Origin of the sequence: Allobosea caraganae, assembly GCF_003351345.1 — a bacterium.
Taxonomy (GTDB): Bacteria; Pseudomonadota; Alphaproteobacteria; order Rhizobiales; family Beijerinckiaceae; genus Allobosea; species Allobosea caraganae.
The window spans coordinates 61476-87186 of the sequence record NZ_QQTO01000005.1; the positions used below are offsets into that span (position 1 = coordinate 61476).

Here is a 25711-nt window from a genome sequence, read left to right on the forward strand (position 1 = left end):
TTCTGCCCGATCTTTTCGTCCCTATATCCAGTTGGTCGCCGCATCTTTTTGGAGTTGCCGTCATGCGTTCGCTCAAGCGCCTTGCAGCCGTCTTTGCCCTGTCGATCGCGGCGTCGACCGTTCTCGTTTCCATGGCCGAGGCCCAGTCGCGCCGGCAGCCGCTGCGCGTCACCGTGCAGAAGCGCAGCTATCTCGATCCGGGCAACGTCGTGCCGGTCAACTCGATGAACAGCTACGCCAGCCAGCATTTCTACACGAGCCCGGTCTACAGCAACACGGGCGAGCTTTACGGCGAAGGCACCTTGCCCTCCCGCATCGGCTCCGGCGCCAACCCCTTCGCCAACACGATCGCACTGCCGCGCTACTGAGCGCAGGCTCCGGAATGCGAAAGGCCCGCCGGTTGGCGGGCCTTTTTGTTGCGTGTCAACGCACCAGGATGTTCCGGAACTGCCAGGGGTCGCTGGTGTCGAGGTCCTCGGGGAAGAAGCCCGGGCGGCCGTCGAGCGGGGTCCAGTCGGTATAGGCGCCAATGACCGGGCCGAGATAGGGCAGCTGCACCTCGAGGCAGCGGCGGAAATCCATCTCGTCGGCCTCGACGATGCCGGCAGTCGGGTTCTCCAACGCCCAGACCATGCCGGCGAGCACGGCCGAGGTGACCTGCATGCCGGTGGCGTTCTGGTAGGGGGCGATGCGGCGGGTCTCCTCGACCGAGAGCTGCGAGCCGTACCAGTAGGCGTTCTTGCCGTGGCCGTAGAGCAGCACGCCGAGCTCGTCGATGCCGTCGACGATCTCGTTCTCTTCGAGGATGTGCTGCTCCTCCTGGACGTTGCCGCCATTGCCGAACATCTCGTGCAGCGAGAGCACGGCGTCGTTGGCCGGGTGATAGGCGTAGTGGCAGGTCGGCCGATAGGCCGGGTTGCCGGCGGCGTCGCGCACGGTGAAGTAGTCGGAGATCGAGATCGCCTCGTTATGGGTGACGAGGAAGCCGTATTGCGGGCCGGGCGTCGGGCACCAGGTGCGCACGCGCGTGTTGGCGCCGGGCTGGAGCAGGTAGATCGCGGCCTGGCAGCCCTTTTCATGGGTGCGGCCGTTCTCGGGCATCCAGGTCTCGTGCGTGCCCCAGCCGAGCTCGGCCGGCTGCATGCCCTCGGAGACGAAGCCCTCGACCGACCAGGTGTTGACGAAGACGTCGCGCGGCTTGGGGTGCCTGGCGCGCTGCGTGTCGCGCTCGGCGATGTGGATGCCCTTGACGCCGACCTGCTGCATCAAGGCGCCCCATTCGGCGCGGGTCTTCGGCTCGGGGACCTGCAGGCCGAGATCGGCCGAAAGGTTCAGCAGCGCCTGCTTGACGAACCAGGAGACCATGCCCGGATTGGCGCCGCAGCAGGAGACCGCCGTGGTGGTGCCGGCCGGACGGGCGTGCTTGGCCCCGATCGTGGCCTCGCGCAGCGCGTAGTTGGAGCGTTCGGCCGCGCCCTTGCTATGGTCGAAGTAGAAGCCGAGCCAGGGCTCGTTGACCGTGTCGATGTAGAGAGCGCCGAGCTCCGAGCAGAGCTGCATGATGTCGAGCGAGCCGGTGTCGACCGAGAGGTTGACACAGAAGCCCTGGCCGCCGCCCTCGGTGAGCAGGGGTTGGAGCAGCGCCTTGTAGTTCTCGGGCGTCACCGATTCCTGGATGAAGCGGATGCCGCGCTCGTCGAGCAGGGCGCGGTTGCTGTCATGCGGGTCGATCACGACGAGGCGCGAACGGTCATACTCGAAGTGCCGCTCGATCAGCGGCAGCGTCCCACGTCCGATGGAGCCGAAACCGATCATCACGATCGGGCCGGTGATCTTGCCGTGTACGGGCCAGCTGGTCATTTGCGGATATCCTCGTGTGCTGTGAACAATGATTGGGGCGGCTCCTATGGACGATGGCGGGTCGCGTCAACGTTCAAGGGCCGGTCGGCGGAACTAGCTTGCGTCCGGTCTGAAGGGGTAGGGGCCGTCATACCGGCCGGAATAGGCCGTGTGCGAGATCAGGCGGTCCTGCGCGAAGAGGTGCAGCAGGAAGGCCGGTGGCTCCATCAGGAAGCGCGCCGGTGCGCCCTCGCGCAGGTCGAGGATGACCTGATGCGAGACGCCGGGCGCGACCTGGCCGAGCGTGCCGGCATAGCGCACCTGGACCGGCCGGTGGTGATGGCCGCAGAGCACGCGCTCGATGTTGGGGTAGTGCGCCACGATCTCGGCGAGCCGCCCGGCGCCTTCCTTCAGCATGACGGCGTCGAGATAGCCGAGCCCGCAGGAAAACGGCGGATGGTGCATGAACAGCGCCACCGGGCGGCCGTCCGCGCCAGCGAGCGCCGCCTCCAGGAAATCGAGCCTGATATCGCAGATCGCGCCGGCGCTGGAGCCTGGCTGCACGGTGTCGAGGCCGATCAGCCTGATTGGCCCGAGATCGGCGAGGAACTGGACGAAGCCGCCATCGGTGACGGCATGCGGGCCGAGCTCGAGCCCGGCGACGAGGTTCTCGCGGTCGTCGTGGTTGCCGGGCAGGAGCAGCGTAGGCAGGCCGAGTCCGGCCAGCATGCTGCGCAGCAAGGCGTATTCCTCCGGCCGGCCGTTCTCGGTCAGGTCGCCGGTGATGACCAGCGCATCGGGTTTCACCGGCAACGCCGCGACCGCCTCGAAGGCGCGCCGGGTCATGCCGACCGTGTCGGAGACGCGGAGGGCGAGCTCGCCGGGCGGGCACAAGTGCAGGTCTGTGAGATGGGCGATGAGCATGCTGGTCGGCTTCTCGAACTGGCGGGCGTCAGCTGATTCAGGTGACGCAGGCTATGTCTTGAGCGAGTTCCTATCGCAAAGGCGGAAGCCACTTTTGCGGAACATGCTCTGCGGCCATGGCCGCAAACAGTTCGTCATGCCCCGGTTTGACGACGAATCGACGACGACCGGGACGAGGCGGTGCCCCGTCCCGGCACGTCAGCGTGATCAGGCGGCGCGGCGCAGCGGCGCGGCCTCGGCCTTGCCCGGCTCGGCGCGGCCGGTCGCGACCAGCACGCCCAAGGCGCCATCGAGCGCGCCATCGTGCAGCTCGAGCGCCAGGAAGCGCTCGCGCTCGACCGGGCCCGGCATGGCGAGATCCTGCGTCGGCTCGGTCGAGAAGCCGAAGCGCTCGTAGTAGGAGGCGTCGCCAACCAGGATGATGGCGCCATGGCCGCGGCAGGCGGCGCGCCAGATCGCCTCGCGCATCATCGCCTTGCCCAGGCCCTCGCCCTGCAGCTCGGGCGAGACCGCGAGCGGGCCGAGCAGCAGCGCCGGGCGGCCATTGGCCTCGACATGCCAGAGGCGCACGGTCGCGACGAGCTTGCCGTCGCGCTCGGCCGCGAGGGCCAGGCCTTGGGCCGGCAGCCGGCCCTCGCGCAGGCGCTCGCTCGACTTCGCGGTGCGGCGCTCGCCCAGGCAGGTGTCGAGCAGGGCTTCGCGGGCGGGAATGTCGGCAGCGATTTCATCGCGGATCGTGATCATGACGCACCTCCGGCCGGAGCGCCTGCTTGGTTGCAGACCTTCCCGGCGCCGCGCGAGCGCGGCCACAAGCAGAACAGGGATGTGTGGAAGAGGGTCCGGCGGGAGCCACGCCCGCGCCCTCCATTCTTGGAGGCACGAACGCTCCGCCCGGTTTCCCGGGCAGCCTGTCGACTCGTGACAGGGCGCTTCGCCGGACCCAATGGGGAAGGAGGGGCGCTAAGCGCCCCTCGGCGTCAGATGGCGTACTGCTTCAGCGGCGGGAAGCCGTTGAAGGCGACGGCCGAGTAGGTCGTCGTGTAGGCGCCCGTGCCCTCGATCAGCACCCGGTCGCCGATCTCCAGGGAGAACGGCAGCATGTACGGGGTCTTCTCGTAGAGCACGTCGACCGAGTCGCAGGTCGGGCCGGCCAGGATGCAAGGCACGGTCGCGTCGCCGTCCCGCGCGGTGCGGATCGGGTAGCGGATCGCCTCGTCCATGGTCTCGGCGAGACCGTTGAACTTGCCGATGTCAAGATAGACCCAGCGCACCTGGTCATCCTCGCTCTTCTTCGAGACGAGCACGACTTCGGCCTCGATCAGGCCGGCATCGCCGACCATGCCGCGGCCCGGCTCGATGATGGTCTCGGGCAGGCGGTTGCCGAAATGCTTCGACAGAGCCTGGAAGATCGCATCGCCATAGGCAGGGACGCCCGGGATCGGACGCAGGTAGCGCGCCGGGAAGCCGCCGCCGAGGTTGACCATCGACAGCGAGATGCCGCGGATGGCGCATTCCTTGAACACGGCCGAGGCCGAGGCCAGCGCCGAATCCCACGCCTTCACGTTGGACTGCTGCGAGCCGACATGGAACGAGATGCCATAGGCGGTGAGGCCGAGGCGATGGCCATGCTCGAGCACGTCCGCGGCCATCTCGGGCACGCAGCCGAACTTGCGCGAGAGCGGCCAATCGGCGCCGGCGCCGTCGCAGAGGATGCGGCAGAAGATGCGCGCGTCCTTGGCGCCGGTCACCTGGGCGGCGCGGGCGACCTTCTCCACCTCGGCGGTGCAATCGACCGCGAAGAGGCGCACGCCAAGCTCCATGGCGCGCACGACGTCGCGCTCCTTCTTGATCGTGTTGCCGAAGGAGATGCGGTCCGCGGTGGCGCCGGCAGCGAGCGCGAGCTCGATCTCGACGACCGAGGCGCAATCGAAGCAGGAGCCGAGCTTGGCCAGCAGGGCGAGCACTTCCGGCCCCGGGTTCGCCTTCACCGCGTAGAAGACGCGGGTGTCAGGCAGGGCCCGGGAGAAGGCATGGTAATTCTCGCGCACGACATCGAGATCGATGACGACGCAAGGGCCGTCCTCGCGACGGTTACGAAGAAACTCACGGATGCGCTCGGTCATCGGCGCGACTCCCCACCCGGCGCAAGCGGCGCCGATGCGACGTGTAGCCGGCTGAAACGTTCGCGATCCAAGGCGCGATGGAGACGCCAAGGACAGCGGACGAAACGTCCGGACCCGAAAACACCGTCGATTGGGGAAACCCCGCACGCCCGGCAATGAAGGACAAGCCTCTTCGGTGTTGGCCTTTGGAGGACCAACGAGACCAAAAAAGCCCGCTCCGTCGTTGCTTTAAGCTACGTCCCCCGTGGAGATTCGGGGTTCGCCGGTTTCGCCTCCGGCTGCCAGTCGCTGTTCGGGGAACGGTCTCTTGCGAGACCGGGAGCGTGATTTGAGGGGATGTCCATCCCCCTCCATCCGTCTCCAACCCCTGGCGGCTGTCCGGCCTCTTGTCCGGATGCCCACCGACCGGCACGCGGCCACAGGCACGTGCGAATTGGGTAAGCCCCATATACGGATGGGTGCCCCCCACTACAAGTTTTTTTTGACCCTCTGGTTCGGATTTTTTAGCGAACGCGGCTAAGGACCGCCCCGGGCCGCTGCGATTGTTGCCGGAGCGGCCAGTGTGTATGTTCTTTGGAATCTATACACACGGAGGTGGCGATGCGCACCAATATCGATATCGACGACGCGCTCCTGAAAGAGGCGATGGAGGCGACCGAGCTCTCGACCAAGAAGGCCGTCGTCGAGGAGGCTCTGCGGCGGCTGATCGAGAACAATCGCCGGCGGCAGGCAATCAAGGATCTGAAGGGAATTGGTTGGGAGGGTGACCTCGACGAGATGCGTCGAAACTTCTTCGATTCGCACGATGATCGTCGTTGACAGCTCCGTCTGGATTTCACAGTTCCGCGGCCATGATACGGTTGCCGTCGCCAAGCTCGAAGCGATCGACGATGTCGGGCAGATCCTGGTTGGGGATCTCGTTCTCCTCGAATTGCTCCAAGGCACGCGCGACGAGCAGCAGGCCGCCCGGATCGAGCGCGGTATGCGCCGCTTCACGGTCGCGCCCATGCTCGACGAAGCCATCGCGATAGCCGCCGCGCGCAATTATCGGAGGTTGCGCAGCGACGGTATCACGATTCGCAAGACCGCGGACCTGATCATTGCGACCTTCTGCATAGAGCGCGGTCACGCGCTACTGCACAATGACCGCGATTTCAGCGCTTTCGCCGACCGGCTTGGTCTCGCGATCGCCTGATAGCGGCTCAATCCCGCTTCTCGCAGAACCTGATCCTGTTGCCGAACGGATCGGGCACTTCGAGCGTGCGGCCGGCCGGACCCTGCTCCTGGATGCCCGGCTTTGAGTAGGGGTAGCTCTTCCCGATCAACTCGGCGCGGTAGGCGTCGACGCCCTGCATCCAGACGAAGACGGTCGAGCCCGGGCTGGCATCGCCATGATGCTCGGAGAGGTGCAGCTTCAGCCCGGACCGCGAGACCTGCATGTAGATCGGGAAGGTCTCGCCGTAGCGATGGTCCCAGTCCATGCTGAAGCCGAGGAAGCCGAGATAGAACTCCTTGGCCTTCTCGACGTCGAAGATCCGCAGGATCGGGACACCCATGGCGAGACCGATGCCATCGGCGGCGGCGGGCGGCTTGTCCCAGGCGGTGTCGCTGTCTCCGCCTGCCTCGCCGATCTTGGCGGCCAGGATGTTCCAGTCGTCATAGCCGAACTGGCGGGCGACGATCTCCAGGGTCTGGGCGTGGGAGAGCGTGGCTTGGGGGCCGAGCGCCTCGCGCAGGGCCTTGGCCATGAGTTTCGCATCGCGATAGGTGCGCATGATCACAATCCTTCTCGACGGCGGACGAGGCGTTCAGGGCTCGCGTTGCTGAGGCGTCCACCGGATCGATCGGGATCGGGAAGGAAGCTTGCGGATGCATTCACCATGCCCCGAGGGGCGCGAGCGGCTGGCTGCATCCGGCCAGGCCGCAACCCTAGGGATGTGCCGCTGCCGCTGTCAACGCCTGCCGTCAGGGCTGGAAGGTCAGGAACAGGAAGGTCGCGAAGATCACGAGGTGGACGAAGCCGTTGAGGATGTTGGTGCGGCCGGTCGCGAAGGTGAGCGTGCTGACCAGCAGGGTCAGCGCGAGCAGGACCGCGTCGGACGCGTCGAGGCCGAGCACCAGCGGCTTGTCGAGATGCAGCGCGACGATGGCGACGGCCGGAAAGGTCATGCCGATCGTCGCCAGCGCCGAGCCGAGCGCGAGGTTGAGCGATTTCTGCAGGGCGTCGCTGCGCGCGGCCCGGACGGCGGCGATGCCTTCCGGCAGCAGGATCAGGATGGCGACGACGAGGCCGGTGACGGGCGGCGGGGCGCCGATCGCCTCGCGGGCGACCTCGACCACGACCGAGAACTTCTTCGAGAGCAGGACGACCGCAATCAGGGCGACGAGCAGCAGCGCGGCGCTGATCGCGACGCGGCGAATGGAGAGGTTCGAATGCCAGTCGCCCTCGCCCGCGTCGGCGATGAAGTAGTCGCGGTGGCGCACGGTCTGGATGTAGAGGAAAGCGCCATAGAGCACGACCGTGACGATGGCGGCGAAGGCGAGCTGGCTGTCGGAATAGCTCGGCCCGGGCGTCTCGCGCGTGTAGTTCGGCAGGATCAGCGTCAGCGTCGCCAGCACGAGAAGCACGGTCAGATAGGCGCTGGCGCCGGAGACCCGGAAGCTCTGCTCGCGATAGCGCAGCCCGCCGACGAGGATGCACAGGCCGGTCAGGCCGGTGCAGACCGTCATCACGACGGCATAGACCGTGTCGCGCGCCAGCGCCGGGCTGCCATCCTTGCCCGAGAGCATGATCGAGGCGATCAGCGCGACCTCGATGACGGTGACGGCGGCGGTGAGGACGAGCGTGCCATAGGGCTCGCCGCTCCAATGGGCGATGACCTCGGCATGATAGACGGCGGCGAAGATGGCGCCGAAGATCACCGGGATCAGCACGACCGCGAAGACGATCCCGGTCATGCCCGGAGCCAGCGTGTCGGCAAAGCCCATCGCGGATGCGACGCCGTAGAAGACGAGGCCGAGAAGCGGGTAGATCCAGGCCGTCATCGGCATGGCCAGCAAGCGTTCGGCGTTCATGGTCGGTCTCGGCCTCTCAATCGGTTCGCTCGGGATGGACGGCCCCCGTGCCCATAGGCAAGGACCGCGTCGAAAGATCAGAGAAGAGTCTCCCGGCCGGCGAGCCGAGCCGGCCCCTCGGGGTCATGTGCCGGCAAGAGGACCGTTGGTTCGCTGGCGGCGAAGCGCTTGATCGCCTTCAGCGTCGCGAGCGCGGTCGCGGGGTCGTTGGTGACGCCGTCGGTCTTCTCGGCCAGCAGGTTGGCCTGCGAATAGGTGGCGTCGCCGGCGAGGAAATAGGTGGCGTCGTCGGCGCGCACGATGACCGAGACATGGCCGATGGCGTGGCCCGGCGTCGGCACCAGCACGATCCGGCCGTCGCTCGTGATTGGGTGCGAGGCGGGAAAGGGGCCGAGCGCCGACCCGTCCATCTCGACCAACTCCGGCGCGAGCCAGACCGGCCAGCGCTGCGGCAGGCACCCCATCATCATGCCCTTCACGCCGGTGGAGACCGCGAAGTTCGCGCGCGGGCCGATGATGCGGCTATGCGGGAAATGGTCGAGCCCGCCGGTATGGTCGTGGTGGAAATGGGTGAGGATCACGGTGCCGACCTCGGCCGGGTCGATGCCCATCGCCAGCAGCCGCGGGCCGATCTCCTCATGCGGCGCGACCTTGATCGAGACCTGCTTGTAGAAAGGGTTCCAGCCCGGCAGGTAGCCCGGCACCGAATTGCGCCAGGTGTCGCCGGTGTCGACGAGGAAGCGCCCTTCCGGATGCTCGATCAGGAAGCACAGGATCGGCAGCGGCTCGACCCAGTCGCGGTCGCGGAAGATGTCGAGCTTGCGGCCGATCGCGCCGCGATCGTCGCGGCCGGTGCGCTGCGCCGTCTTCATCCTCGCCTTGCCGGTCTCGATCGCCGTGACCTTGATCATTGCCGCCTCCATAAAAAAGAACGATCGTTCGTTTTATTATCTAGCGGCGCGCCTTGTAAAGAGGGAGCGTTCGTTTTATTTCAGGGCATGCCGAAGATCTCAGACGAGAAGCGCGCCGCCCGCCGGGCCCAGATCCTCGCCGCCGCCTGGACCTGCTTCCAGAAGGAGGGGCTGCACGCGACGACGATGGACGACATCATCCGTACCTCCGGGCTCTCGGCCGGGGCGGTCTATTCCTACTATGCGAGCAAGGACGAACTGATCCTGGCCGCGGTGACGAGCTCGCTCTCGGGCCTGAGCGCACTGGTCGAACCCATCCTCAAGGCCGAGCCGCTGCCGGCGCCCGACCAGTTCGTCTGGCAGGTCACCGCGACCATCGCGGGCTTCACGGCCAGGGGCGGCTATGACTTGAAGCGCATCGCACTGCTCGGCTGGAGCGAGGCGCAGCGCAACGAGAGACTGCGCGCGACGATGCGGGGCTTCTACCTCGCGTTCCGCAGCCGGCTCGAAGAGGTGGTGGAGGCGTGGAAGCGCTCGGGCGTCGTCGAGGAGGCCGCCTCCGTGCAGGACACGGCGAAGGCGCTGCTCTCGATCATCCTCGGCTTCGTCGTGCAGGCGGCGATCCTGGGCGATGTCGATGCCGGCGCCCTCGCCAACGGCCTGACCGGGCTGCGCACCCCGGACACGCCGGCGCAGAAATCGGCGCAAGCGCTGCGGCGTCAATCGACCCTCAAGCGGGCCGTGCCGGAGCTGTAGCCGGCCTCCGACACCGTCTTGACCGGATGTGCCGCAACAGCGCCCTAGACCGGCCCCAATTCATCGCCTAAGTCACTGGCGTAACTGCCTTCAGGGCAACTCGACGGGGCGCCATTCCATCATGACCGTGACCGACCGCCGCCAGATCCTGGCCGGCCTCACTGCAGCCCTGAGCTTGTCCGCGGCGCCCTCCGCCCTGTTCGCGCAGCAGCCCGAGGCTCAGCCGGCGCCGGTTCCGGCGCCGCCGCAGCCGCGCTTCGGCTTCGAGGAGGTGGTGCGCCGGGCCCGCGAGGTCGCGGCTGCCCCCTACGAGCCCGGCCCGAGCCTGCCCGAGCCGCTGTCGAAGCTCGACTTCGACAGCTGGCGCGATATCCGCTTCCGGCCGGAACGGGCGCTGCTGGCGCAGGGCGGCTCCGGCTTCCGGATGCAGATGTTCCACCCCGGCTTCCTGTTCACGCGGCCGGTCGTGGTCAACGTTATCCGCGACGGCGTGCCGACGCCGGTGCCCTATTCGGCCAACCTGTTCGACTATGGCAAGGTCAAGTTCGAGAAGCCGCTGCCGGTCAATCTCGGCTTCGCCGGGTTCCGCCTGCATTATCCGCTGAACGACCCGCGCATCTTCGACGAGCTGATCTCCTTCATCGGCTCGAGCTATTTCCGCGTGCTCGGCCGCGGCCAGCGCTACGGCATCTCGGCGCGCGGGCTGTCGATCGGCGCCGGCCAGAACGGCGCCGAGGAGTTCCCGGTCTTCCGCGAGTTCTGGGTCGAGGCGCCTACCGCGGGGGCCGAGCGCGTCACCGTCTACGCGCTGCTCGACTCGGCCTCCGTCTCGGGCGCGTACCGCTTCTACATCTATCCGGATGTCGACAGCGTGCTCGACATCTCGGTGACGCTGTTCCCGCGCAAGCCGATCGAGAAGCTCGGCCTGGCGCCGCTGACCTCGATGTTCTTCACCGGCGAGAACGATCGGCGCTTCCACGACGATTTCCGCAGCGAGCTCCACGATTCCGACGGGCTGATGCTGCATTCGCGCACTGGCGAGTGGATCTGGCGGCCGCTGCGCAACCCGCGCCAGCCGGTGGTCTCCTCCTTCGTCGAGCCCAACGTGCGCGGCTTCGGGCTGATGCAGCGCGACCGCAGCTTCGAGCACTATCAGGACCTCGACCTCGCCTACGAGCTGCGGCCCTCCTACTGGATCGAGCCCCAGGGCGAGTGGGGCGAGGGCACGGTGGAGCTGATCGAGCTGCCGACCGGCGACGAATCCGTCGACAACATCGTCGCGCTCTGGGCGCCCAAGGTGCCGCTGGAGCCCGGCCGCGAGTTCAGCTTCGGCTACAAGCTGACCGCCATGCTCGATACCGAGGACATGCATCCAGGCGGTCGGATCATCAACACCTATCAGGCCAAGCCGAAGGCGCTGGGTTCCGGCGAGGCGGTGACGGATGGGGCGCGGCGCTTCATCGTCGACTTCGCCGGCGGCGACCTGGCCTATTATCTCAAGCAGCCCGACAGGGTCGAGATCGTGCCCTCGATCGCCTATGGCCGGATCAACCGGGCCTTCATCGTGCCGAATCCGAAGACCGAGGGCTTCCGCGCCTTCATCGACATCGTCGTCGAGCCCGGCCAGGTGGCGGAGATGCGCGCCTTCCTGAAGAGCGGCGAGAAGACGCTGACCGAAACCTGGAGCTATCCTTGGAAAAACGAGGCGGCTTGATACTTCTACTGGCGTGGAAGAACGAGGCGTAGACCGCCTCCACCGTCATTGCGAGCGCAGCGAAGCAATCCAGGGGGTCTCGCTCACCCGGTCCCCCTGGGTTGCTTCGTCGGCTGCGCCTCCTCGCAATGACGGCGAGGGTCATGGTACGGCCGCGACGACCTCGATCTCGACCTTGAACTCGGGGAAGGTGAAGCCGGAGACGATCATCAGCGTCGAGGCCGGCGGCGGGGTGCCGACATGGGCGTCGCGCGATTCCATATAGGGCTTCATGTAGGTGCGGTCGCTGACATAGGCGTTGATGCGGATGATGTCGGCCAGCGTCATGCCGGCCTCGGCCAGGATCGCCGCGATGTTGGCGAAGCAGAGATCGGCCTGGGCGCGGGCATCCTCGGGGATCGTGCCGTCGGCGGCCGCGCCGAGCTGGCCGGAGCAATAGACCAGCCGCTGGCCGGCCGGCACTTCGACGCCATGGCTGTAGCGCGCGAAGGGCGGGCGGATCGAGGGCGGATTGAGCGGCTTCATGCGGGTTCTCCAGGTCCTATTCCGATTTAGCTAAAGCCGGGTCCGGAACCAAATCGGCTGGCGCAGGTTGGCGAGCGGCGGCTATTGGGCTCTTAAAGCCATTTGGGCACCAGCCGCGCTCATGCCACGTTCACGCGGCAGGGCTAAACTTGCGAATCAGATCAAGCGACTAACCAGGGGTGGACGCCGCATGATGACCGGAGCTGCGAACCGGAACAGCCTCCTCAAGGCGGCATCGCTGCTGCCTTTGCTCGCGTTGACGGCCTGCGCCGGCTCGCAGCGCTTTTCCGGTGGCCCGTTCTCGAGCGAGCCGGCCTATAGCCAGCCGTCGCGGCCGAGCTATAGCCAGCCCGATTATCAGCCGGCTCCGCCGATCGGCTCCGCGCCCGTGACCTCCGAGCCGCTGCCGCCTCCGGGTGGCTATCCGGCCGGGAACTATCCTTCCGCGTCGGCGCCGCTGCCGGCTTCCTCCGGCGGCCCGCTGCCGCCGCCGGGAGACCCGTACTACCAGCCCAGCCCGCCGCCATCGGCGCCGAACACGCCGCCGCCGCTCGGCAACCCGGCCGGCGCGCCGCCTGCTCAGAGCGGCGGCCAGGTCGCGACGCTGGGCGCCGGCGCCGGATCGGGCCGTGGTGCTGTGACCTCGCGCGATGGCGTGGTCGGCAACTGGACGGCGCGCGAGGCGACCGGCACCTCCTGCCGCGTCCAGCTCTCGAGCTCGCCGACGCTCGACCTCTACCGCGCCAACGCGTCGGGCTGCGCCAATCGCGACCTGCAGAAGGTCAATGCCTGGGACTACCGCGACGGCGAGATCTATCTCTACCAGTCCGGCGGATCGGTGGTGGCGCGGCTGCGGGCCAGCGATGGCGGCGCGCTGAGCGGCGCCGTGACCAAGTCGGGCGCCGCCCTTTCGATGAATCGCTGAGCTAGATCGCCGTGCGTCCTATCGGACGCAAAGTGGCGATCTAGGCTTTTGTTATTGCATCGGATTGTTCCGAAAACCGGATTCCACTTTTCGGTCCGATGCTCTAGCGGGCGGCTCGGCCGAAGAAGGCGGGTCGCCAGAACTTGCGCTGCAATGACAGCGCCAGAGTCGCGAAGCCGCGCGCATGGTCGAAGGCCTCGTCGAGGATGGTGAAGGGCGTCGGGCCGCCGGTCGCGATCGTGCCCTCGACGTCGTTGTAGCCGCCGATCAGCTCCGCCTCGAACTTGCGGGCGAGCTGGCGCATCGCGGCGTTCTCGGGCAGGCAGGTCATGTAGAGCGTGCGGATGCCGCGGTTGCGCGCCGCGGTGATCAGGCGGGCGAAGAGCGCCTCGCCGATGCCGCGCCGGCGCCAGGCCTTCTCGACGCTGAAGGCGGCCTCGCCGGTCTGGGCGACGAGGTCCTCGAGCCCGCGCAGCTCGGCGGCGCCGCGAATCCTGCCATCCTCGATATAGGCATAGACCAGCCCGCCGACGCCGAAGGTGGTGGTGGCGTAGTTGGCCAGGAAGTCGTCGTTCACAGCCGTGCCGAAGCGCTCGCGGCGCGTCAGCGCGTCGAGCCGCAGCAGATGGGCGGTGAAGAGTTCGCGCTCCGCGGGCCAAAGCCGGCGGATTTCGCCTTGGACGGTCGTTGTGCCGCCCATTTTTGATTGAGCCATCGTTCACTCCTGATAGCGGCGCGATTGCCGCGCTGCTCTCCAGGAGGCGAATCTTCCCTAACTCGGTTGCGAAGATGCGCTGCGAATCATGGAATGCAAGTGGCGAGGCTGCGGCATTTTCGGGCGAAATGGCGGGTTTTCGCGCATGCCCGGAGGCTTCAAAGCCACATCGGCACGATCGAGGCCGCGAGCAGGAGGCCGAGCGCGCCGTTGAGCAGCCGCCATTGCCACGCGCTGCGCAGCAGACGGGCGAGCACGAGCCCGGCGAGGCACCAGAGCATCAGCGAAACCGCTGCGGTGACGCCGAAGGTCAGGCCGAGCAAGGTGGCGAGCTCGACCGGCCCGCTCGCCAGCGCGGCGAAGGAGGCGGCGGCACCCAGCGTCATCGCCCAGCCCTTGGGATTCTGGAACTGGACCCCGATGGCGGCGAGGAAGCCGGTCGGCCTGATGACCTTGGCATCGAGATGCGGCGGGCCGCTGCGGCCGATCTTCCAGGCGAGCCAAAGCAGGTAGAGCGAGCCCAGCGCCTTCATCGCGAATTGCAGCGAGGGCTGCGCCAGCAGCAGGCTCGCAAGTCCGGCGGCCGCGGCGACCGCCATCGTCGCGAGGCCGAGCGATATTCCGGCCATGAGCGGCAGCGAGCGGCGGAAGCCGAAATGCGCGCCCGACGCCGTGGCAAGCGTCGTCGACATGCCCGGCGTGATGGTCGAGACCGCCGCGAAGAGGAAGAGCGGCAGAAATTCCGCGAGTGTCATGGCCCTGCTCCAGAAGTGAGCGGGCAGAGCTAGGCGCATGGCCGGTATTATGGAAACGAATGTTGGGTATATCAGGTATTATGAGTCATGATGGTGGGATGCGAAACCTCGACATCGCCCTGATCCGAACCTTCGTCGCCGTCGCCGAGCATGCCAGCATGACCGCCGCCGGCAACGTGCTGCACCTGACGCAGAGCGCCGTCAGCCAGCAGGTCAAGCGGCTGGAGGAGACGCTCGGCGTCGCATTGTTCGCGCGCGGCAAGCGCGGGCTTGCCGTCACCGACGCCGGCGAGCGCCTGCTCGGCCGGGCCCGGCGGCTGCTTAGCCTCAACGACGAGATCTGGACTGATATGACCGCCAAGGTCACGCGCGGCAGCGTGCGGCTCGGCGTGCCCTATGACCTGATCGGCACCAGCCTCGCGCCGGTGCTGAAGGCCTATGCCGACGCCTGCCCGCAGGTGGAGATCTCGCTGGTCTGCAATTCCTCGCCGCGGCTGCTCGAGGCGCTGGAGCGGGGCGAGATCGACATCGCCGTGATCGAGGAGCCGCTGGGCGCGAGCCGGGGCGAGTGCCTCGGCATCGAGCGGCTGGTCTGGGTCGGCGCGAAGGCGGGCGCGGCCCATCTCAAGCCGGTGCTGCCGATCTCGATGGTGGCCGATACCTGCGCCTTCCGGCCGGCCGTGCTCTCGGCCTTGCGCGAGCAGGGCCGGGAATGGCGCACCGTGTTCGAGAACGGCAATATCGAGGCGACGACGGCGACGGTGCGGACCGACCTCGCGGTGACCGCCTGGCTGGCCTCGACGGTACCAGGCGATCTCGACATCCTCGGCGTCGAGCAGGGCTTGCCCGAGCTGCCGCCCTTCGCGATCAACCTGCATCTCTCCCGCTCGGGAATGGACGTGCCGGCCACGGAGCTTGCCCGCCACATCCGCAACGGCCTCGTGCGGCAGCGACAGGCGGCCTGAGCTTTGTGGTGGGATGGCCCGGCGCCCGCCGGGCTTGCGGTTAGCCCGAGCCTGCCGTAACCGGGGCTTCCATCGCTTCTCTTCGCGCAGGCCATGCCCGCAACGATCACCGAACGCTACGCTGCCCTGGTCGAAGCCGGCGCCATCGAGCGCGATCCGGCGCAGGTCGCCGTGGTCAAGCGCCTGGCGGCGCTGAGCGAGGCGCTGGCGGCCAAACGCCTGGCCAAGAAGAGCAGCGCGCTCGGCTGGCTCTTCGGCGGCAGCCGGCACGCCTCGGACAATCCCGTGAAGGGGCTCTACATCTGGGGCTCGGTCGGCCGCGGCAAGACCATGCTGATGGACATGTTCTACGATTCCGTGCCGCTGCATAAGCGCCGGCGCGTGCATTTCCATGCCTTCATGGCCGACGTCCACGTCCGCATCCACGCCTATCGCCAGCGTCTGAAGTCCGGTGAGGTCAAGGAGCCCGATCCGATCGTCCCGGTCGCGGCCCAACTCGCGGAAGAGGCGGTGCTGCTCTGCTTCGACGAGTTCACCGTGACCGATATCGCCGACGCGATGATTTTGGGCCGGCTCTTCACCGCGCTCTTCGCGGACGGCGTCACCGTGGTGGCGACCTCCAATGTCGAGCCTTCCCGGCTTTATGAGAACGGCCTCAACCGGGCGCTGTTCCTGCCCTTCATCGCCTTGCTGGACCAGAAGGTCGAGACCATCCGCCTCGATGCCCGCACCGATTTCCGGCTGGAGAAGCTGGGCGGCGCGCCGACCTATCACGTCCCGCCCGACAAGGCGGCGAAGGAGGCGCTCGACACCGCCTTCCGCAGCCTCAGCGGGGTGGCGCAGGGCCAGCCGGTGACGCTCTCGGTCAAGGGCCACGAACTGCGCGTACCGCAGGCGGCGGGCAGCGTCGCGCGGGCCTCCTTCGCCGATCTCTGCGCCCAGGCCTATGGCGCCTCCGACTATATCGCGCTGGCGCAGCGCTTCCACTCGCTGATCCTCGACGGCATCCCGGTGATGGACCTGGACCGCCGCAACGAGGCCAAGCGCTTCATCATCCTGATCGACACGCTTTATGAGCACCATGTGAAGCTGCTCGCCTCGGCCGAGGCCGAGCCGCATGAGCTCTACAAGGCCGAGACCGGGCGCGAGGCCTTCGAGTTCGATCGCACCGTGTCGCGCCTGATCGAGATGCGCTCGGAGGAGTATCTCGCCCTGCCGCATGGCCGTGTGGACTCGGCGGCGAGCGACGATACCACCGGCTTGATCGATACGTGATGGCGATGAGAGGGGTGGGCTTAGCGGTGAAACGACCGGGTGGGCGGCGCTCTTCCCTTCTCCCCCTGCGGGAGAAGGTGCCCCAGCAGGGGCGGATGAGGGGTCGCGTTGCCCTCTCCGAAATGCAGAGCATTCCATGTGCCGAACCTGGCAGCGTCGCGCGACCCCTCATCCGTCAGCGCTTTGCGCTGCCCCCTTCTCCCGCAAGGGGAGAAGGGGACGCGCGCGCCAGTTTCTAGGGGGGCGGGATGCCGACGCGCGAGCCGAGCGAGACCCGCATCCTCACCGTCGCCAGCGAGCATCTGCGCCTGCATGGCCTCAAGCGCTTCACCGTCGTCGCGGTGGCGGAGGAGGCGGGCATGACTCATGCCAACGTCTACCGCTACTTCCCCTCGCGCGCCGCGCTGGTCGATGCGGTCGTCGACGTCTGGCTCAAGGCGACCGAGCGTCGCCTCGCCGACATCGCCGACGGACCCGACCCGGCCGACGACAAGCTGGAGCGGCTGATCCTGGCGCTGGCCAAGGGCAATCGCGACCTGCTGACCGAGGACCCGCACCTGTTCTCGGCGCTGTCCCAGGCAGTGGCGAAGCGCCATGCGATCAGCCGGCGCAACCGGACCCGCGTCAGGGCGCTGTTCGAGCGCGTCATCGACGAGGGCATCGCGTCCGGCACCTTCGAGCCGCGCGACCGCGACAAGGCGATCGCCTACGTCATCGACACCACGCATCGCTTCATCCACCCTGCCGCACTGGAGCTGGAGGCGGACGTTCCGCAGGCCTCCGTCGATGCCAGGTTGTCGACGCTGATCCGGGTGGCGCTGCGAGTGCTCGCGACCGGGATCGTGTGAGAGTCTGCCCGCGAAATCTACTGGCGCGGCCGTCTGACGCGGCCGCCTGCGCCTCCTGTGCTCACGTACTGATGTACGCTCCGCTCCGGTTCTCGACGGCCACGCCAGCCAGCTCACGCCAGCGAATTCTCAGGCAGGCTCTGAAAAAATCGCGCTACAAATTACAAAAAACGTAAATCGTCATTTTTCTGCTGCCGTAACGGCCCTACGCGGGCGCGTTCTTAAGAATCCGTCCAAAGCTTTGATATAGCGGGAAGAACATGGCCGGTCAGCGCCATGGGCCGGGCGCTTCCATCAAATTGCCGCAACCTGATTCAGGGTTGCGGCGGAAGGTGCGTCGAGTCAAAGACACGCAAGCTTTCGCCGGGTTTCCGGCACATCGCAGCGCTAAGACAAGGACTAGGCTATGGCCCGCAAGAAGATCGCCCTTATCGGCGCCGGCCAGATCGGCGGCACCCTCGCCCATCTCGTCGGCCTGAAGGAACTTGGCGACGTCGTGCTGTTCGACATCGCCGAAGGCATCCCGCAGGGCAAAGGCCTCGATATCGCCGAGTCCGCTCCGGTCGACGGCTTCGACGCCGCCTATAAGGGCACGAACTCCTACGAGGACATCAAGGGCGCCGACGTGATCATCGTCACCGCCGGCGTGCCGCGCAAGCCCGGCATGAGCCGCGACGACCTGATCGGCATCAACCTGAAGGTGATGAAGGCCGTCGGCGAGGGCATCAAGGCCTATGCTCCCGACGCCTTCGTGATCTGCATCACCAACCCGCTCGACGCGATGGTCTGGGCCCTGCAGAAGTTCTCGGGCCTGCCCGCGAACAAGATCTGCGGCATGGCCGGCGTGCTCGATAGCGCCCGCTTCCGCCACTTCCTCGCCGACGAGTTCAAGGTCTCGGTCAAGGACGTCTCGGCCTTCGTGCTCGGCGGCCATGGCGACGACATGGTGCCGCTTGTCCGCTATTCCGGCGTCGCCGGCATCCCGCTGCCGGACCTGGTCAAGATGGGCTGGACCACGCAGGACAAGCTCGACGCCATCGTCGACCGCACCCGCAAGGGCGGCGGCGAGATCGTCAACCTGCTCAAGACCGGCTCGGCTTTCTATGCGCCTGCGGCCTCAGCCATCTCGATGGCCGAGAGCTATCTCAAGGACCAGAAGCGCGTTCTCCCGGCCGCGGCGGCTCTGACCGGCCAGTACGGCGTCAAGGACATCTTCCTCGGCGTTCCCGTGGTGATCGGCGCCGGCGGTGTCGAGAAGGTGGTCGAGATCGGTCTCGATACCGCCGAGAAGGCGATGCTGGAGAAGTCGGTCGCTTCGGTTCAGGGCCTGATCGACGCCTGCAAGACCATCGATTCGTCATTGGCGTGAAATAGAGCGGATGGCGGAATGGACAGCGGCGCCTGAGGCGCCGCCGTCCAGCACTCGCCATCTTCCGCCCGCCATTCGCTTCTTCCGCACAGGACATCAGGCATGAATATCCACGAATACCAGGGCAAGGCGGTTCTCAAGGAGTTCGGCGCGCCGGTCTCCGCCGGCTTCCCCGCGCTCACGGTGACTGAAGCCGTCGAGGCCGCCAAGAAGCTGCCCGGCCCGCTCTACGTCGTGAAGAGCCAGATTCATGCCGGTGGCCGCGGCAAGGGCAAGTTCAAGGAACTGCCGGCCGATGCCAAGGGCGGCGTCCGCCTGGCCAAATCGATCGAAGAGGTCGAGTCCCATGCCAAGGAAATGCTCGGCAACACGCTGGTGACGGCGCAGACCGGCCCGGCCGGCAAGCAGGTCAACCGCCTCTATATCGAGGACGGCTCCGACATCGAGAAGGAGTTCTACCTCTCGGCCCTGGTCGATCGCGAGACCTCGCGCATCGCCTTCGTGGTGTCCACCGAGGGCGGCATGGACATCGAGGCGGTCGCGCACGACACGCCGGAGAAGATCAAGACCTTCTCGGTCGATCCCGCCACCGGCATCATGCCGCATCACGGCCGCACCGTCGCCCAGACGCTCGGCCTGACCGGCGACCAAGCCAAGCAGGCCGGGACGGTGCTCGCCCAGATCTATGCCGCCTTCGTCGGCAAGGACATGGCGATGCTGGAGATCAACCCGCTGATCGTGACCAAGCAGGGCCAGATCAAGTGCCTGGACGCCAAGGTCTCGTTCGATTCCAACTCGCTCTACCGCCATCCCGACGTCGTCGCGCTGCGTGACGAGACCGAGGAGGACGCCAAGGAGATCGAGGCCTCGAAGTACGACCTCGCCTATATCGCGCTCGACGGCACGATCGGCTGCATGGTCAACGGCGCCGGCCTCGCCATGGCGACGCTCGACATCATCCAGCTCTACGGCGAAAGCCCGGCGAACTTCCTCGACGTCGGCGGCGGCGCCACCGAAGAGAAGGTCACCGCGGCCTTCAAGATCATCACCGCCGACCCGAAGGTGAAGGGCATCCTCGTCAACATCTTCGGCGGCATCATGAAGTGCGACGTGATCGCGCGCGGGGTCATCGCCGCCGTGAAGGCGGTCGGCCTCCAGGTTCCGCTGGTCGTGCGGCTCGAAGGCACCAATGTCGAAGAGGGCAAGGAGATCATCCGGACCTCCGGCCTGAACGTCATTCCTGCCGACGATCTCGACGATGCCGCCCAGAAGATCGTGGCTGCGGTCAAGAAGGCCTGAGGAAAAACCATGTCCATCCTGATCGACAAGAACACCAAGGTCATCTGCCAGGGTTTCACCGGCAAGAACGGCACCTTCCATTCCGAGCAGGCCATCGCCTATGGCACGCAGATGGTCGGCGGCACCTCGCCGGGTAAGGGCGGCGCCCTGCATCTCGGCCTGCCGGTCTTCGACACCGTCGCGGAAGCCCGCGATGCGACCGGCGCCGACGCTTCGGTCGTCTACGTGCCGCCGCCGGGCGCAGCCGATGCGATCTGCGAGGCGATCGACGCCGAGATCCCGCTGATCATCTGCATCACCGAGGGCATCCCGGTGCTCGACATGGTCCGCGTCAAGCGCTCGCTCTCGGGTTCGAAGTCGCGGCTGATCGGGCCGAACTGCCCGGGCGTCGTCACCGCCGGTGAATCGAAGATCGGCATCATGCCGGCGAACATCTTCAAGCCCGGCTCGGTCGGCATCGTCTCGCGCTCCGGCACGCTGACTTATGAGGCGGTGTTCCAGACCACGCGCGAGGGCCTGGGCCAGTCGACCGCGGTCGGCATCGGCGGCGACCCGGTCAAGGGCACCGAGTTCATCGACATGCTCGAGATGTTCCTGGCCGACGACAAGACCACCTCGATCATCATGATCGGCGAGATCGGCGGCTCGGCCGAGGAGGACGCGGCGCAGTTCCTCAAGGACGAGGCCAAGCGCGGCCGCAAGAAGCCGATGGTTGGTTTCATCGCCGGCCGCACGGCTCCTCCCGGCCGCCGCATGGGTCATGCCGGCGCGATCATCTCGGGCGGCAAGGGCGGCGCGGAAGACAAGATCGCGGCGATGGAAGCCGCGGGAATCCGGGTCTCGCCGTCGCCGGCGCGCCTTGGAAAGACCTTGGTCGACGTGTTGAAGGGTTGACCCTCGCAAGGGGCGTCATGGCCGGGCTCGACCCGGCCATCTCGTCCGCGAAGGCAGAACGATAAAAGGTGCCCGGATCAGGCCGGGCAGGATGTGGAAGGCACAGGACAATGGCTCGCCAGGACATCAACGAGGCTCTCGCGCAGACCGGTTTCCTCTATGGCGGCAACGCGGCCTATATCGAGGACCTCTACGCCCGCTACCAGGCCGACCCGAAGTCGGTCGACGAGCAGTGGCAGGGGTTCTTCTCCGGCTTGAAGGACGAGGGCTCCGCCATCGTCCAGAACGCCAAGGGCGCCTCCTGGAAGAAGCCGAACTGGCCGGTCCACGCCAATGGCGAGCTGGTCTCGGCGCTCGACGGCGACTGGGGCGTGGTCGAGAAGGTCCTGGGCGACAAGCTCGCCGGCAAGGCCAAGGCGGCGGGCGCGACGCTGAGCGCGTCCGACGTGCAGCAGGCGACGCGTGATTCCGTCCGCGCCCTGATGCTGATCCGGGCCTACCGCATGCGCGGCCATCTCCATGCCAAGCTCGATCCGCTCGGCATCGAGCAGGTCAAGGACCCGGAGGAGTTCTCCCCGGCATCGTTCGGCTTCGGCGAGGCCGATCTCGACCGCAAGATCTTCATCGACAACGTGCTCGGCCTCGAGTTCGCGTCGGTGCGCGAGATGACGACGATCCTGCAGCGGACCTACTGCAATACGATCGGCATCGAGTTCATGCACATCTCCGATCCGGAGCAGAAGGCATGGCTGCAGGAGCGGATCGAGGGGCCGGACAAGGAGATCGCCTTCACCCGCGAGGGCAAGCGCGCCATCCTGAACAAGCTGGTCGAGGCCGAGGGCTTCGAGAAGTTCATCGACCTCAAGTACACCGGCACCAAGCGCTTCGGCCTCGACGGCGGTGAATCGCTGATCCCGGCGCTGGAGCAGATCATCAAGCGCGGCGGCGCGCTCGGCGTGCGCGACATCGTCTTCGGCATGGCCCATCGCGGCCGCCTGAACGTGCTGACCCAGGTGCTGGGCAAGCCGCACCGGGCCCTGTTCCACGAGTTCAAGGGCGGCTCCTTCGCCCCCGACGACGTCGAGGGCTCGGGCGACGTCAAGTACCATCTCGGCGCCTCCTCGGACCGCGAGTTCGACGGCAACAACGTCCACGTCTCGCTGACTGCCAACCCGTCGCATCTCGAGATCGTCGACCCCGTCGTGCTCGGCAAGGTCCGCGCCAAGCAAGACCAGTTCGGCGACATCGTCGAGCGCTCCAAGGTGCTGCCGCTGCTGCTGCATGGCGATGCCGCCTTTGCCGGCCAGGGCGTCGTGGCGGAATGCCTCGGCCTGTCCGGGCTGAAGGGCCACCGCACCGGCGGCTCGGTCCACTTCATCATCAACAACCAGATCGGCTTCACCACCTATCCGCGCTATTCGCGCTCCTCGCCCTATCCGTCCGACGTGGCGAAGATGGTCGAGGCCCCGGTCTTCCACGTCAACGGCGACGATCCGGAGGCGGTCGTGTTCGCCGCCAAGATCGCGATCGAGTTCCGGCAGAAGTTCCACAAGCCGGTCGTGGTCGACATGTTCTGCTATCGCCGCTTCGGCCATAACGAGGGCGACGAGCCGGGCTTCACCCAGCCGCTGATGTACCGCAAGATCCGCAGCCACAAGTCGACGCTGGAGCTCTACTCCGGCAAGCTCGAGGCCGAGGGCGTGATCAAGCCGGGCGAGATCGACGAGATGCGCGCGGCCTGGAAGGCCAAGCTCGAGGTCGAGTTCGAGGCCGGCCAGCACTTCAAGCCGAACAAGGCCGACTGGCTCGACGGCCGCTGGGCCGGCATGAAGGCGATCCGCGCCGACGAGGACGATCCGCGCCGCGGCGCGACCAGCGTCCCGGCCGCGGTGCTGAAGGAGATCACCGAGAAGATCACCTCCGTTCCCGCCGGCTTCAACGTCCACAAGACGATCCAGCGCTTCCTCGACAACCGCCGCAAGGCGGTCGAGACCGGGCAAGGCATCGACTGGGCGACGGCGGAGGCGCTGGCCTTCGGCTCGCTGCTGCTCGACGGCAACCCCGTCCGGCTTTCGGGCCAGGACAGCGAGCGCGGCACCTTCTCGCAGCGCCATTCCGTGCTGATCGACCAGGAGACCGAGGCCCGCCACACCTCGCTGAACCATATCCGCGAGGGCCAGCCACGCTACGAGGTCATCAACTCGATGCTCTCGGAAGAGGCGGTGCTCGGCTTCGAATACGGCTACACCCTGTCGGAGCCGAACGCGCTGACGATGTGGGAGGCGCAGTTCGGCGACTTCGCCAACGGTGCGCAGGTCCTGTTCGACCAGTTCATCTCGTCCGGCGAGCGCAAGTGGCTGCGCATGTCCGGCCTCGTCTGCCTGCTGCCGCACGGCTATGAGGGCCAGGGTCCGGAGCACTCCTCCGCCCGGCTCGAGCGCTTCCTGCAGATGTGCGCCGAGGACAACATGCAGGTGGCGAACTGCTCGACCCCGGCGAGCTATTTCCACATCCTGCGCCGCCAGCTGAAGCGCGACTTCCGCAAGCCGCTGATCCTGATGACGCCGAAGAGCCTGCTGCGCCACAAGCGCTGCGTCTCCGACCTGTCGGACCTGGCCGAGGGCTCGACCTTCCATCGTGTCCTGCACGATGACGCCCAGCGCGGCGTGTCCTCGACCAAGCTGGTCAAGGATTCGAAGATCCGCCGCGTCGTGCTCTGCACCGGCAAGGTCTATTTCGACCTGCTGGAGGAGCGCGAGAAGCGCGGCATCGACGACGTCTACCTGATGCGCGTCGAGCAGCTCTACCCGTTCCCGCTGAAGTCGCTGGCGCAGGAGCTGGCGCGCTTCAAGGCCGCCGACGTGATCTGGTGCCAGGAGGAGCCGAAGAACATGGGCTCCTGGACCTTCGTCGAGCCCTATCTCGAATGGGTGCTGGGCCATGCCGGCTCGAAGTCGAAGCGTGCGCGCTATGTCGGCCGCCCGGCCTCGGCCGCGACCGCGACCGGCCTGATGTCGAAGCACCTCGCCCAGCTCAACGCATTCCTGGACGAAGCCTTCGCGGCCTGAGCCAGACCCCACGCCAGACAAAGACACGAACAAGAGGCCTGACATGGCGACCGAAATCCGCGTACCCACCCTCGGCGAATCCGTCTCCGAGGCGACGATCGGCAAGTGGTTCAAGAAGCAGGGCGACGCCGTGAAGGCCGACGAGCCCCTGGTCGAGCTCGAGACCGACAAGGTCACGCTCGAGGTCAACGCGCCGGCCGCCGGCGTGCTCGGCGAGATCGTCGCCAAGGAAGGCGAGACGGTTGGCGTCAACGCGCTGCTCGGCTCGATCGCGGCCGGCTCCGGCGCTGCGGCCGCGCCGAAGGCCGATGCCGCAATCGCGCAGGCGGCGGGCAAGGCTGGTGCGGCTACCTCCGCCGAAGCGCAGAAGAAGGCCGGCGAGGTCGCCGGCGACACGCCGATCAAGCCTGCGGCCAAGGCCGCCGATTCCGGCCCGGCCGTGAGCCGCCTCGCGGCCGAGAGCGGCGTCGACCCGGCCTCGGTCAATGGCAGCGGCAAGGATGGCCGCGTCACCAAGGGCGACATGCTCGCGGCCATCGCGACCGGCCCGGCTGTGGCCGCTGCTGCCCCGGCTGCCCCCGTCCAGGTCCGCGCCCCGTCGCCGGCCGACGACGCCTCGCGCGAAGAGCGCGTCAAGATGACCAAGCTGCGCCAGACCATCGCGCGCCGCCTCAAGGAGGCGCAGAACACCGCCGCCATGCTGACCACCTTCAACGAGGTGGACATGTCGGCCGTGATGGCCCTCCGCAACCAGTACAAGGACGTGTTCGAGAAGAAGCACGGCGTGAAGCTCGGCTTCATGGGCTTCTTCGTGAAGGCCTGCGTCCAGGCGCTGAAGGAGATCCCCTCCGTCAACGCCGAGATCGACGGCACCGACATCGTCTACAAGAACTACTACCACGTCGCGGTCGCGGTCGGCACCGACAAGGGTCTGGTCGTGCCGGTGGTGCGCGATGCCGACCTGCTCTCGATCGCCGGTGTCGAGAAGGAGATCGGCGCGCTCGGCAAGAAGGCTAGAGACGGTTCCCTCAAGATCGAGGACATGCAGGGCGGCACCTTCACGATCTCGAATGGCGGCGTCTACGGCTCGCTGATGTCGACGCCGATCCTGAACGCGCCGCAATCGGCGATCCTGGGCATGCACAAGATCCAGGAGCGGCCGATGGTCGTCGGCGGCCAGATCGTGGTGCGCCCGATGATGTACCTCGCGGTCAGCTACGACCACCGCATCATCGACGGCAAGGAGGCCGTGACCTTCCTGGTGCGCGTCAAGGAGGCGCTGGAGGACCCGGCGCGCCTCGTCCTCGACCTCTGAGGCCTGGCCGATGGGGCATGCCTCCGTCATGGCGCCTCTGATCGTCGCGGGCGTCGCCCTGCTGCTCCTGCATATCGGGGTTCAGGCGATTTCCGTGACGCGCGAACTCGGCTCGGCCTGGAATGCTGGGCCGCGCGATGAGGGGCTCGGGCCGAAGGGCGCTTTCGCGGGGCGGGCCGAGCGGGCGCTGCGCAACTATCTCGAGACCTTTCCGGCCTTCGGCATCATGGCCCTGACCTTGATCGCGCTGGAGCGCGCCGACGGGCTCGGCCTGGCCGGAGCGCTGCTCTGGCTCGCGGCGCGCTTGATCTACCTGCCGGTCTATCTCGCCGGGATTCCCTATCTCCGCAGCCTGGTCTGGGTTGCTGCCCTGATCGGGCTCTTGCTGATGGTTATTCGCGCGGTCGTCTGAACCA

Annotated in this window: 25 protein-coding genes; 15 read left to right on the forward strand and 10 right to left on the reverse strand. The window is 67.1% G+C overall.

Translation table 11 applies throughout. The features are described from left to right. Positions 1 to 62 precede the first annotated feature (62 nt). Complete coding sequence (locus DWF00_RS02370) at positions 63 to 368, forward strand: hypothetical protein (protein WP_114830775.1); 306 nt, start codon at positions 63 to 65, stop codon at positions 366 to 368. 55 nt (positions 369 to 423) lie between these two features. On the opposite strand, the gene DWF00_RS02375 is transcribed toward DWF00_RS02370, so the two are convergent. From DWF00_RS02375 to DWF00_RS02390, 4 genes are all read right to left on the reverse strand, one after another. Then, complete coding sequence (locus DWF00_RS02375; RefSeq protein ID WP_114830776.1) at positions 424 to 1860, reverse strand: homospermidine synthase; 1437 nt, start codon at positions 1858 to 1860, stop codon at positions 424 to 426. Positions 1861 to 1953: 93 nt separating this feature from the next. Then, the gene (locus DWF00_RS02380; protein WP_114830777.1) at positions 1954 to 2763 is read right to left on the reverse strand and encodes a phosphodiesterase; all 810 of its coding nucleotides are present in this window, start codon (positions 2761 to 2763) and stop codon (positions 1954 to 1956) included. A gap of 207 nt (positions 2764 to 2970) precedes the next feature. Beyond that, positions 2971 to 3507: a GNAT family N-acetyltransferase gene (locus tag DWF00_RS02385; RefSeq protein WP_114830778.1), complete on the reverse strand. Its 537-nt coding sequence runs from the start codon at positions 3505 to 3507 to the stop codon at positions 2971 to 2973. Positions 3508 to 3740: 233 nt separating this feature from the next. Then, the gene (locus DWF00_RS02390; protein ID WP_114830779.1) at positions 3741 to 4886 is read right to left on the reverse strand and encodes a type III PLP-dependent enzyme; all 1146 of its coding nucleotides are present in this window, start codon (positions 4884 to 4886) and stop codon (positions 3741 to 3743) included. A gap of 600 nt (positions 4887 to 5486) precedes the next feature. Here DWF00_RS02390 and DWF00_RS02395 point away from each other — a divergent pair. Both DWF00_RS02395 and vapC read left to right on the forward strand, forming a co-directional pair. Then, entirely contained in the window at positions 5487 to 5705 is a 219-nt protein-coding gene (locus DWF00_RS02395) for a type II toxin-antitoxin system VapB family antitoxin (RefSeq protein ID WP_114830780.1), read from the forward strand. Beyond that, positions 5692 to 6081: a type II toxin-antitoxin system VapC family toxin gene (vapC, locus tag DWF00_RS02400; protein WP_114830781.1), complete on the forward strand. Its 390-nt coding sequence runs from the start codon at positions 5692 to 5694 to the stop codon at positions 6079 to 6081. Before DWF00_RS02395 ends, vapC begins: the two co-directional genes overlap by 14 nt. 7 nt (positions 6082 to 6088) lie before the next feature. Here the strand turns inward: vapC and DWF00_RS02405 are convergent, their stop codons facing one another. The 3 genes from DWF00_RS02405 to DWF00_RS02415 form a co-directional block, all read right to left on the reverse strand. Next, positions 6089 to 6661 carry a glyoxalase superfamily protein gene (locus DWF00_RS02405; protein ID WP_114830958.1) on the reverse strand — a complete coding sequence of 191 codons (573 nt, stop codon included), beginning with the start codon at positions 6659 to 6661 and terminating at the stop codon, positions 6089 to 6091. 190 nt (positions 6662 to 6851) lie between these two features. Beyond that, on the reverse strand, positions 6852 to 7961 hold the full coding sequence (locus DWF00_RS02410) for a calcium:cation antiporter (RefSeq protein WP_114830782.1): 1110 nt from the start codon (positions 7959 to 7961) through the stop codon (positions 6852 to 6854). A 77-nt stretch (positions 7962 to 8038) separates the two neighbouring features. Continuing rightward, positions 8039 to 8872, reverse strand: coding sequence for an N-acyl homoserine lactonase family protein (locus DWF00_RS02415; RefSeq protein WP_114830959.1), 834 nt, complete (start codon positions 8870 to 8872; stop codon positions 8039 to 8041). Positions 8873 to 8959: 87 nt separating this feature from the next. On the opposite strand from DWF00_RS02415, the gene DWF00_RS02420 reads away from it, so the two are divergent. Both DWF00_RS02420 and DWF00_RS02425 read left to right on the forward strand, forming a co-directional pair. Continuing rightward, complete coding sequence (locus DWF00_RS02420; RefSeq protein WP_114830783.1) at positions 8960 to 9628, forward strand: TetR/AcrR family transcriptional regulator; 669 nt, start codon at positions 8960 to 8962, stop codon at positions 9626 to 9628. A 121-nt stretch (positions 9629 to 9749) separates the two neighbouring features. Continuing rightward, on the forward strand, positions 9750 to 11342 hold the full coding sequence (locus tag DWF00_RS02425; protein WP_114830784.1) for an OpgD/OpgG family glucan biosynthesis protein: 1593 nt from the start codon (positions 9750 to 9752) through the stop codon (positions 11340 to 11342). Between the two features lie 141 nt (positions 11343 to 11483). Here DWF00_RS02425 and DWF00_RS02430 read toward each other — a convergent pair whose 3' ends face one another. Further along, the gene (locus DWF00_RS02430) at positions 11484 to 11867 is read right to left on the reverse strand and encodes a RidA family protein (RefSeq protein WP_114830785.1); all 384 of its coding nucleotides are present in this window, start codon (positions 11865 to 11867) and stop codon (positions 11484 to 11486) included. Between the two features lie 190 nt (positions 11868 to 12057). Here DWF00_RS02430 and DWF00_RS02435 point away from each other — a divergent pair, with 190 nt between their 5' ends. Further along, positions 12058 to 12792, forward strand: a complete 735-nt coding sequence (locus tag DWF00_RS02435; RefSeq protein WP_245973717.1) for an AprI/Inh family metalloprotease inhibitor — start codon at positions 12058 to 12060, stop codon at positions 12790 to 12792. Positions 12793 to 12895: 103 nt separating this feature from the next. On the opposite strand, the gene DWF00_RS02440 is transcribed toward DWF00_RS02435, so the two are convergent. Next, positions 12896 to 13507 carry a GNAT family N-acetyltransferase gene (locus tag DWF00_RS02440; protein WP_114830786.1) on the reverse strand — a complete coding sequence of 204 codons (612 nt, stop codon included), beginning with the start codon at positions 13505 to 13507 and terminating at the stop codon, positions 12896 to 12898. 158 nt (positions 13508 to 13665) lie between these two features. Then, a complete protein-coding gene (locus tag DWF00_RS02445) occupies positions 13666 to 14262 on the reverse strand; it encodes a LysE family translocator (RefSeq protein WP_114830787.1) in 597 nt (198 codons plus the stop codon). Positions 14263 to 14360: 98 nt separating this feature from the next. Between DWF00_RS02445 and DWF00_RS02450 the strand changes: the two genes are divergently transcribed. The 9 genes from DWF00_RS02450 (at position 14361) to DWF00_RS02490 (ending at position 25707) form a co-directional block, all read left to right on the forward strand. After that, the gene (locus tag DWF00_RS02450; RefSeq protein ID WP_425453044.1) at positions 14361 to 15227 is read left to right on the forward strand and encodes a LysR family transcriptional regulator; all 867 of its coding nucleotides are present in this window, start codon (positions 14361 to 14363) and stop codon (positions 15225 to 15227) included. Between the two features lie 93 nt (positions 15228 to 15320). Beyond that, positions 15321 to 16502 (forward strand): cell division protein ZapE, encoded by a 1182-nt coding sequence (gene zapE / locus DWF00_RS02455; protein ID WP_114830789.1) that lies wholly within the window; start codon positions 15321 to 15323, stop codon positions 16500 to 16502. 248 nt (positions 16503 to 16750) lie between these two features. Further along, positions 16751 to 17350, forward strand: a complete 600-nt coding sequence (locus tag DWF00_RS02460) for a TetR/AcrR family transcriptional regulator (protein WP_114830790.1) — start codon at positions 16751 to 16753, stop codon at positions 17348 to 17350. A gap of 406 nt (positions 17351 to 17756) precedes the next feature. Next, positions 17757 to 18719 (forward strand): malate dehydrogenase, encoded by a 963-nt coding sequence (gene mdh, locus DWF00_RS02465; RefSeq protein ID WP_114830791.1) that lies wholly within the window; start codon positions 17757 to 17759, stop codon positions 18717 to 18719. 102 nt (positions 18720 to 18821) lie between these two features. After that, positions 18822 to 20018, forward strand: coding sequence for an ADP-forming succinate--CoA ligase subunit beta (sucC, locus tag DWF00_RS02470; protein ID WP_114830792.1), 1197 nt, complete (start codon positions 18822 to 18824; stop codon positions 20016 to 20018). A gap of 9 nt (positions 20019 to 20027) precedes the next feature. After that, positions 20028 to 20912, forward strand: coding sequence for a succinate--CoA ligase subunit alpha (gene sucD, locus DWF00_RS02475; protein WP_114830793.1), 885 nt, complete (start codon positions 20028 to 20030; stop codon positions 20910 to 20912). A 110-nt stretch (positions 20913 to 21022) separates the two neighbouring features. Then, on the forward strand, positions 21023 to 23980 hold the full coding sequence (locus tag DWF00_RS02480; RefSeq protein ID WP_114830794.1) for a 2-oxoglutarate dehydrogenase E1 component: 2958 nt from the start codon (positions 21023 to 21025) through the stop codon (positions 23978 to 23980). 43 nt (positions 23981 to 24023) lie between these two features. Beyond that, the gene (odhB, locus tag DWF00_RS02485; protein ID WP_114830795.1) at positions 24024 to 25295 is read left to right on the forward strand and encodes a 2-oxoglutarate dehydrogenase complex dihydrolipoyllysine-residue succinyltransferase; all 1272 of its coding nucleotides are present in this window, start codon (positions 24024 to 24026) and stop codon (positions 25293 to 25295) included. 10 nt (positions 25296 to 25305) lie between these two features. Continuing rightward, on the forward strand, positions 25306 to 25707 hold the full coding sequence (locus DWF00_RS02490) for an MAPEG family protein (protein ID WP_114830796.1): 402 nt from the start codon (positions 25306 to 25308) through the stop codon (positions 25705 to 25707). The last annotated feature ends 4 nt before the right edge of the window (positions 25708 to 25711 follow it).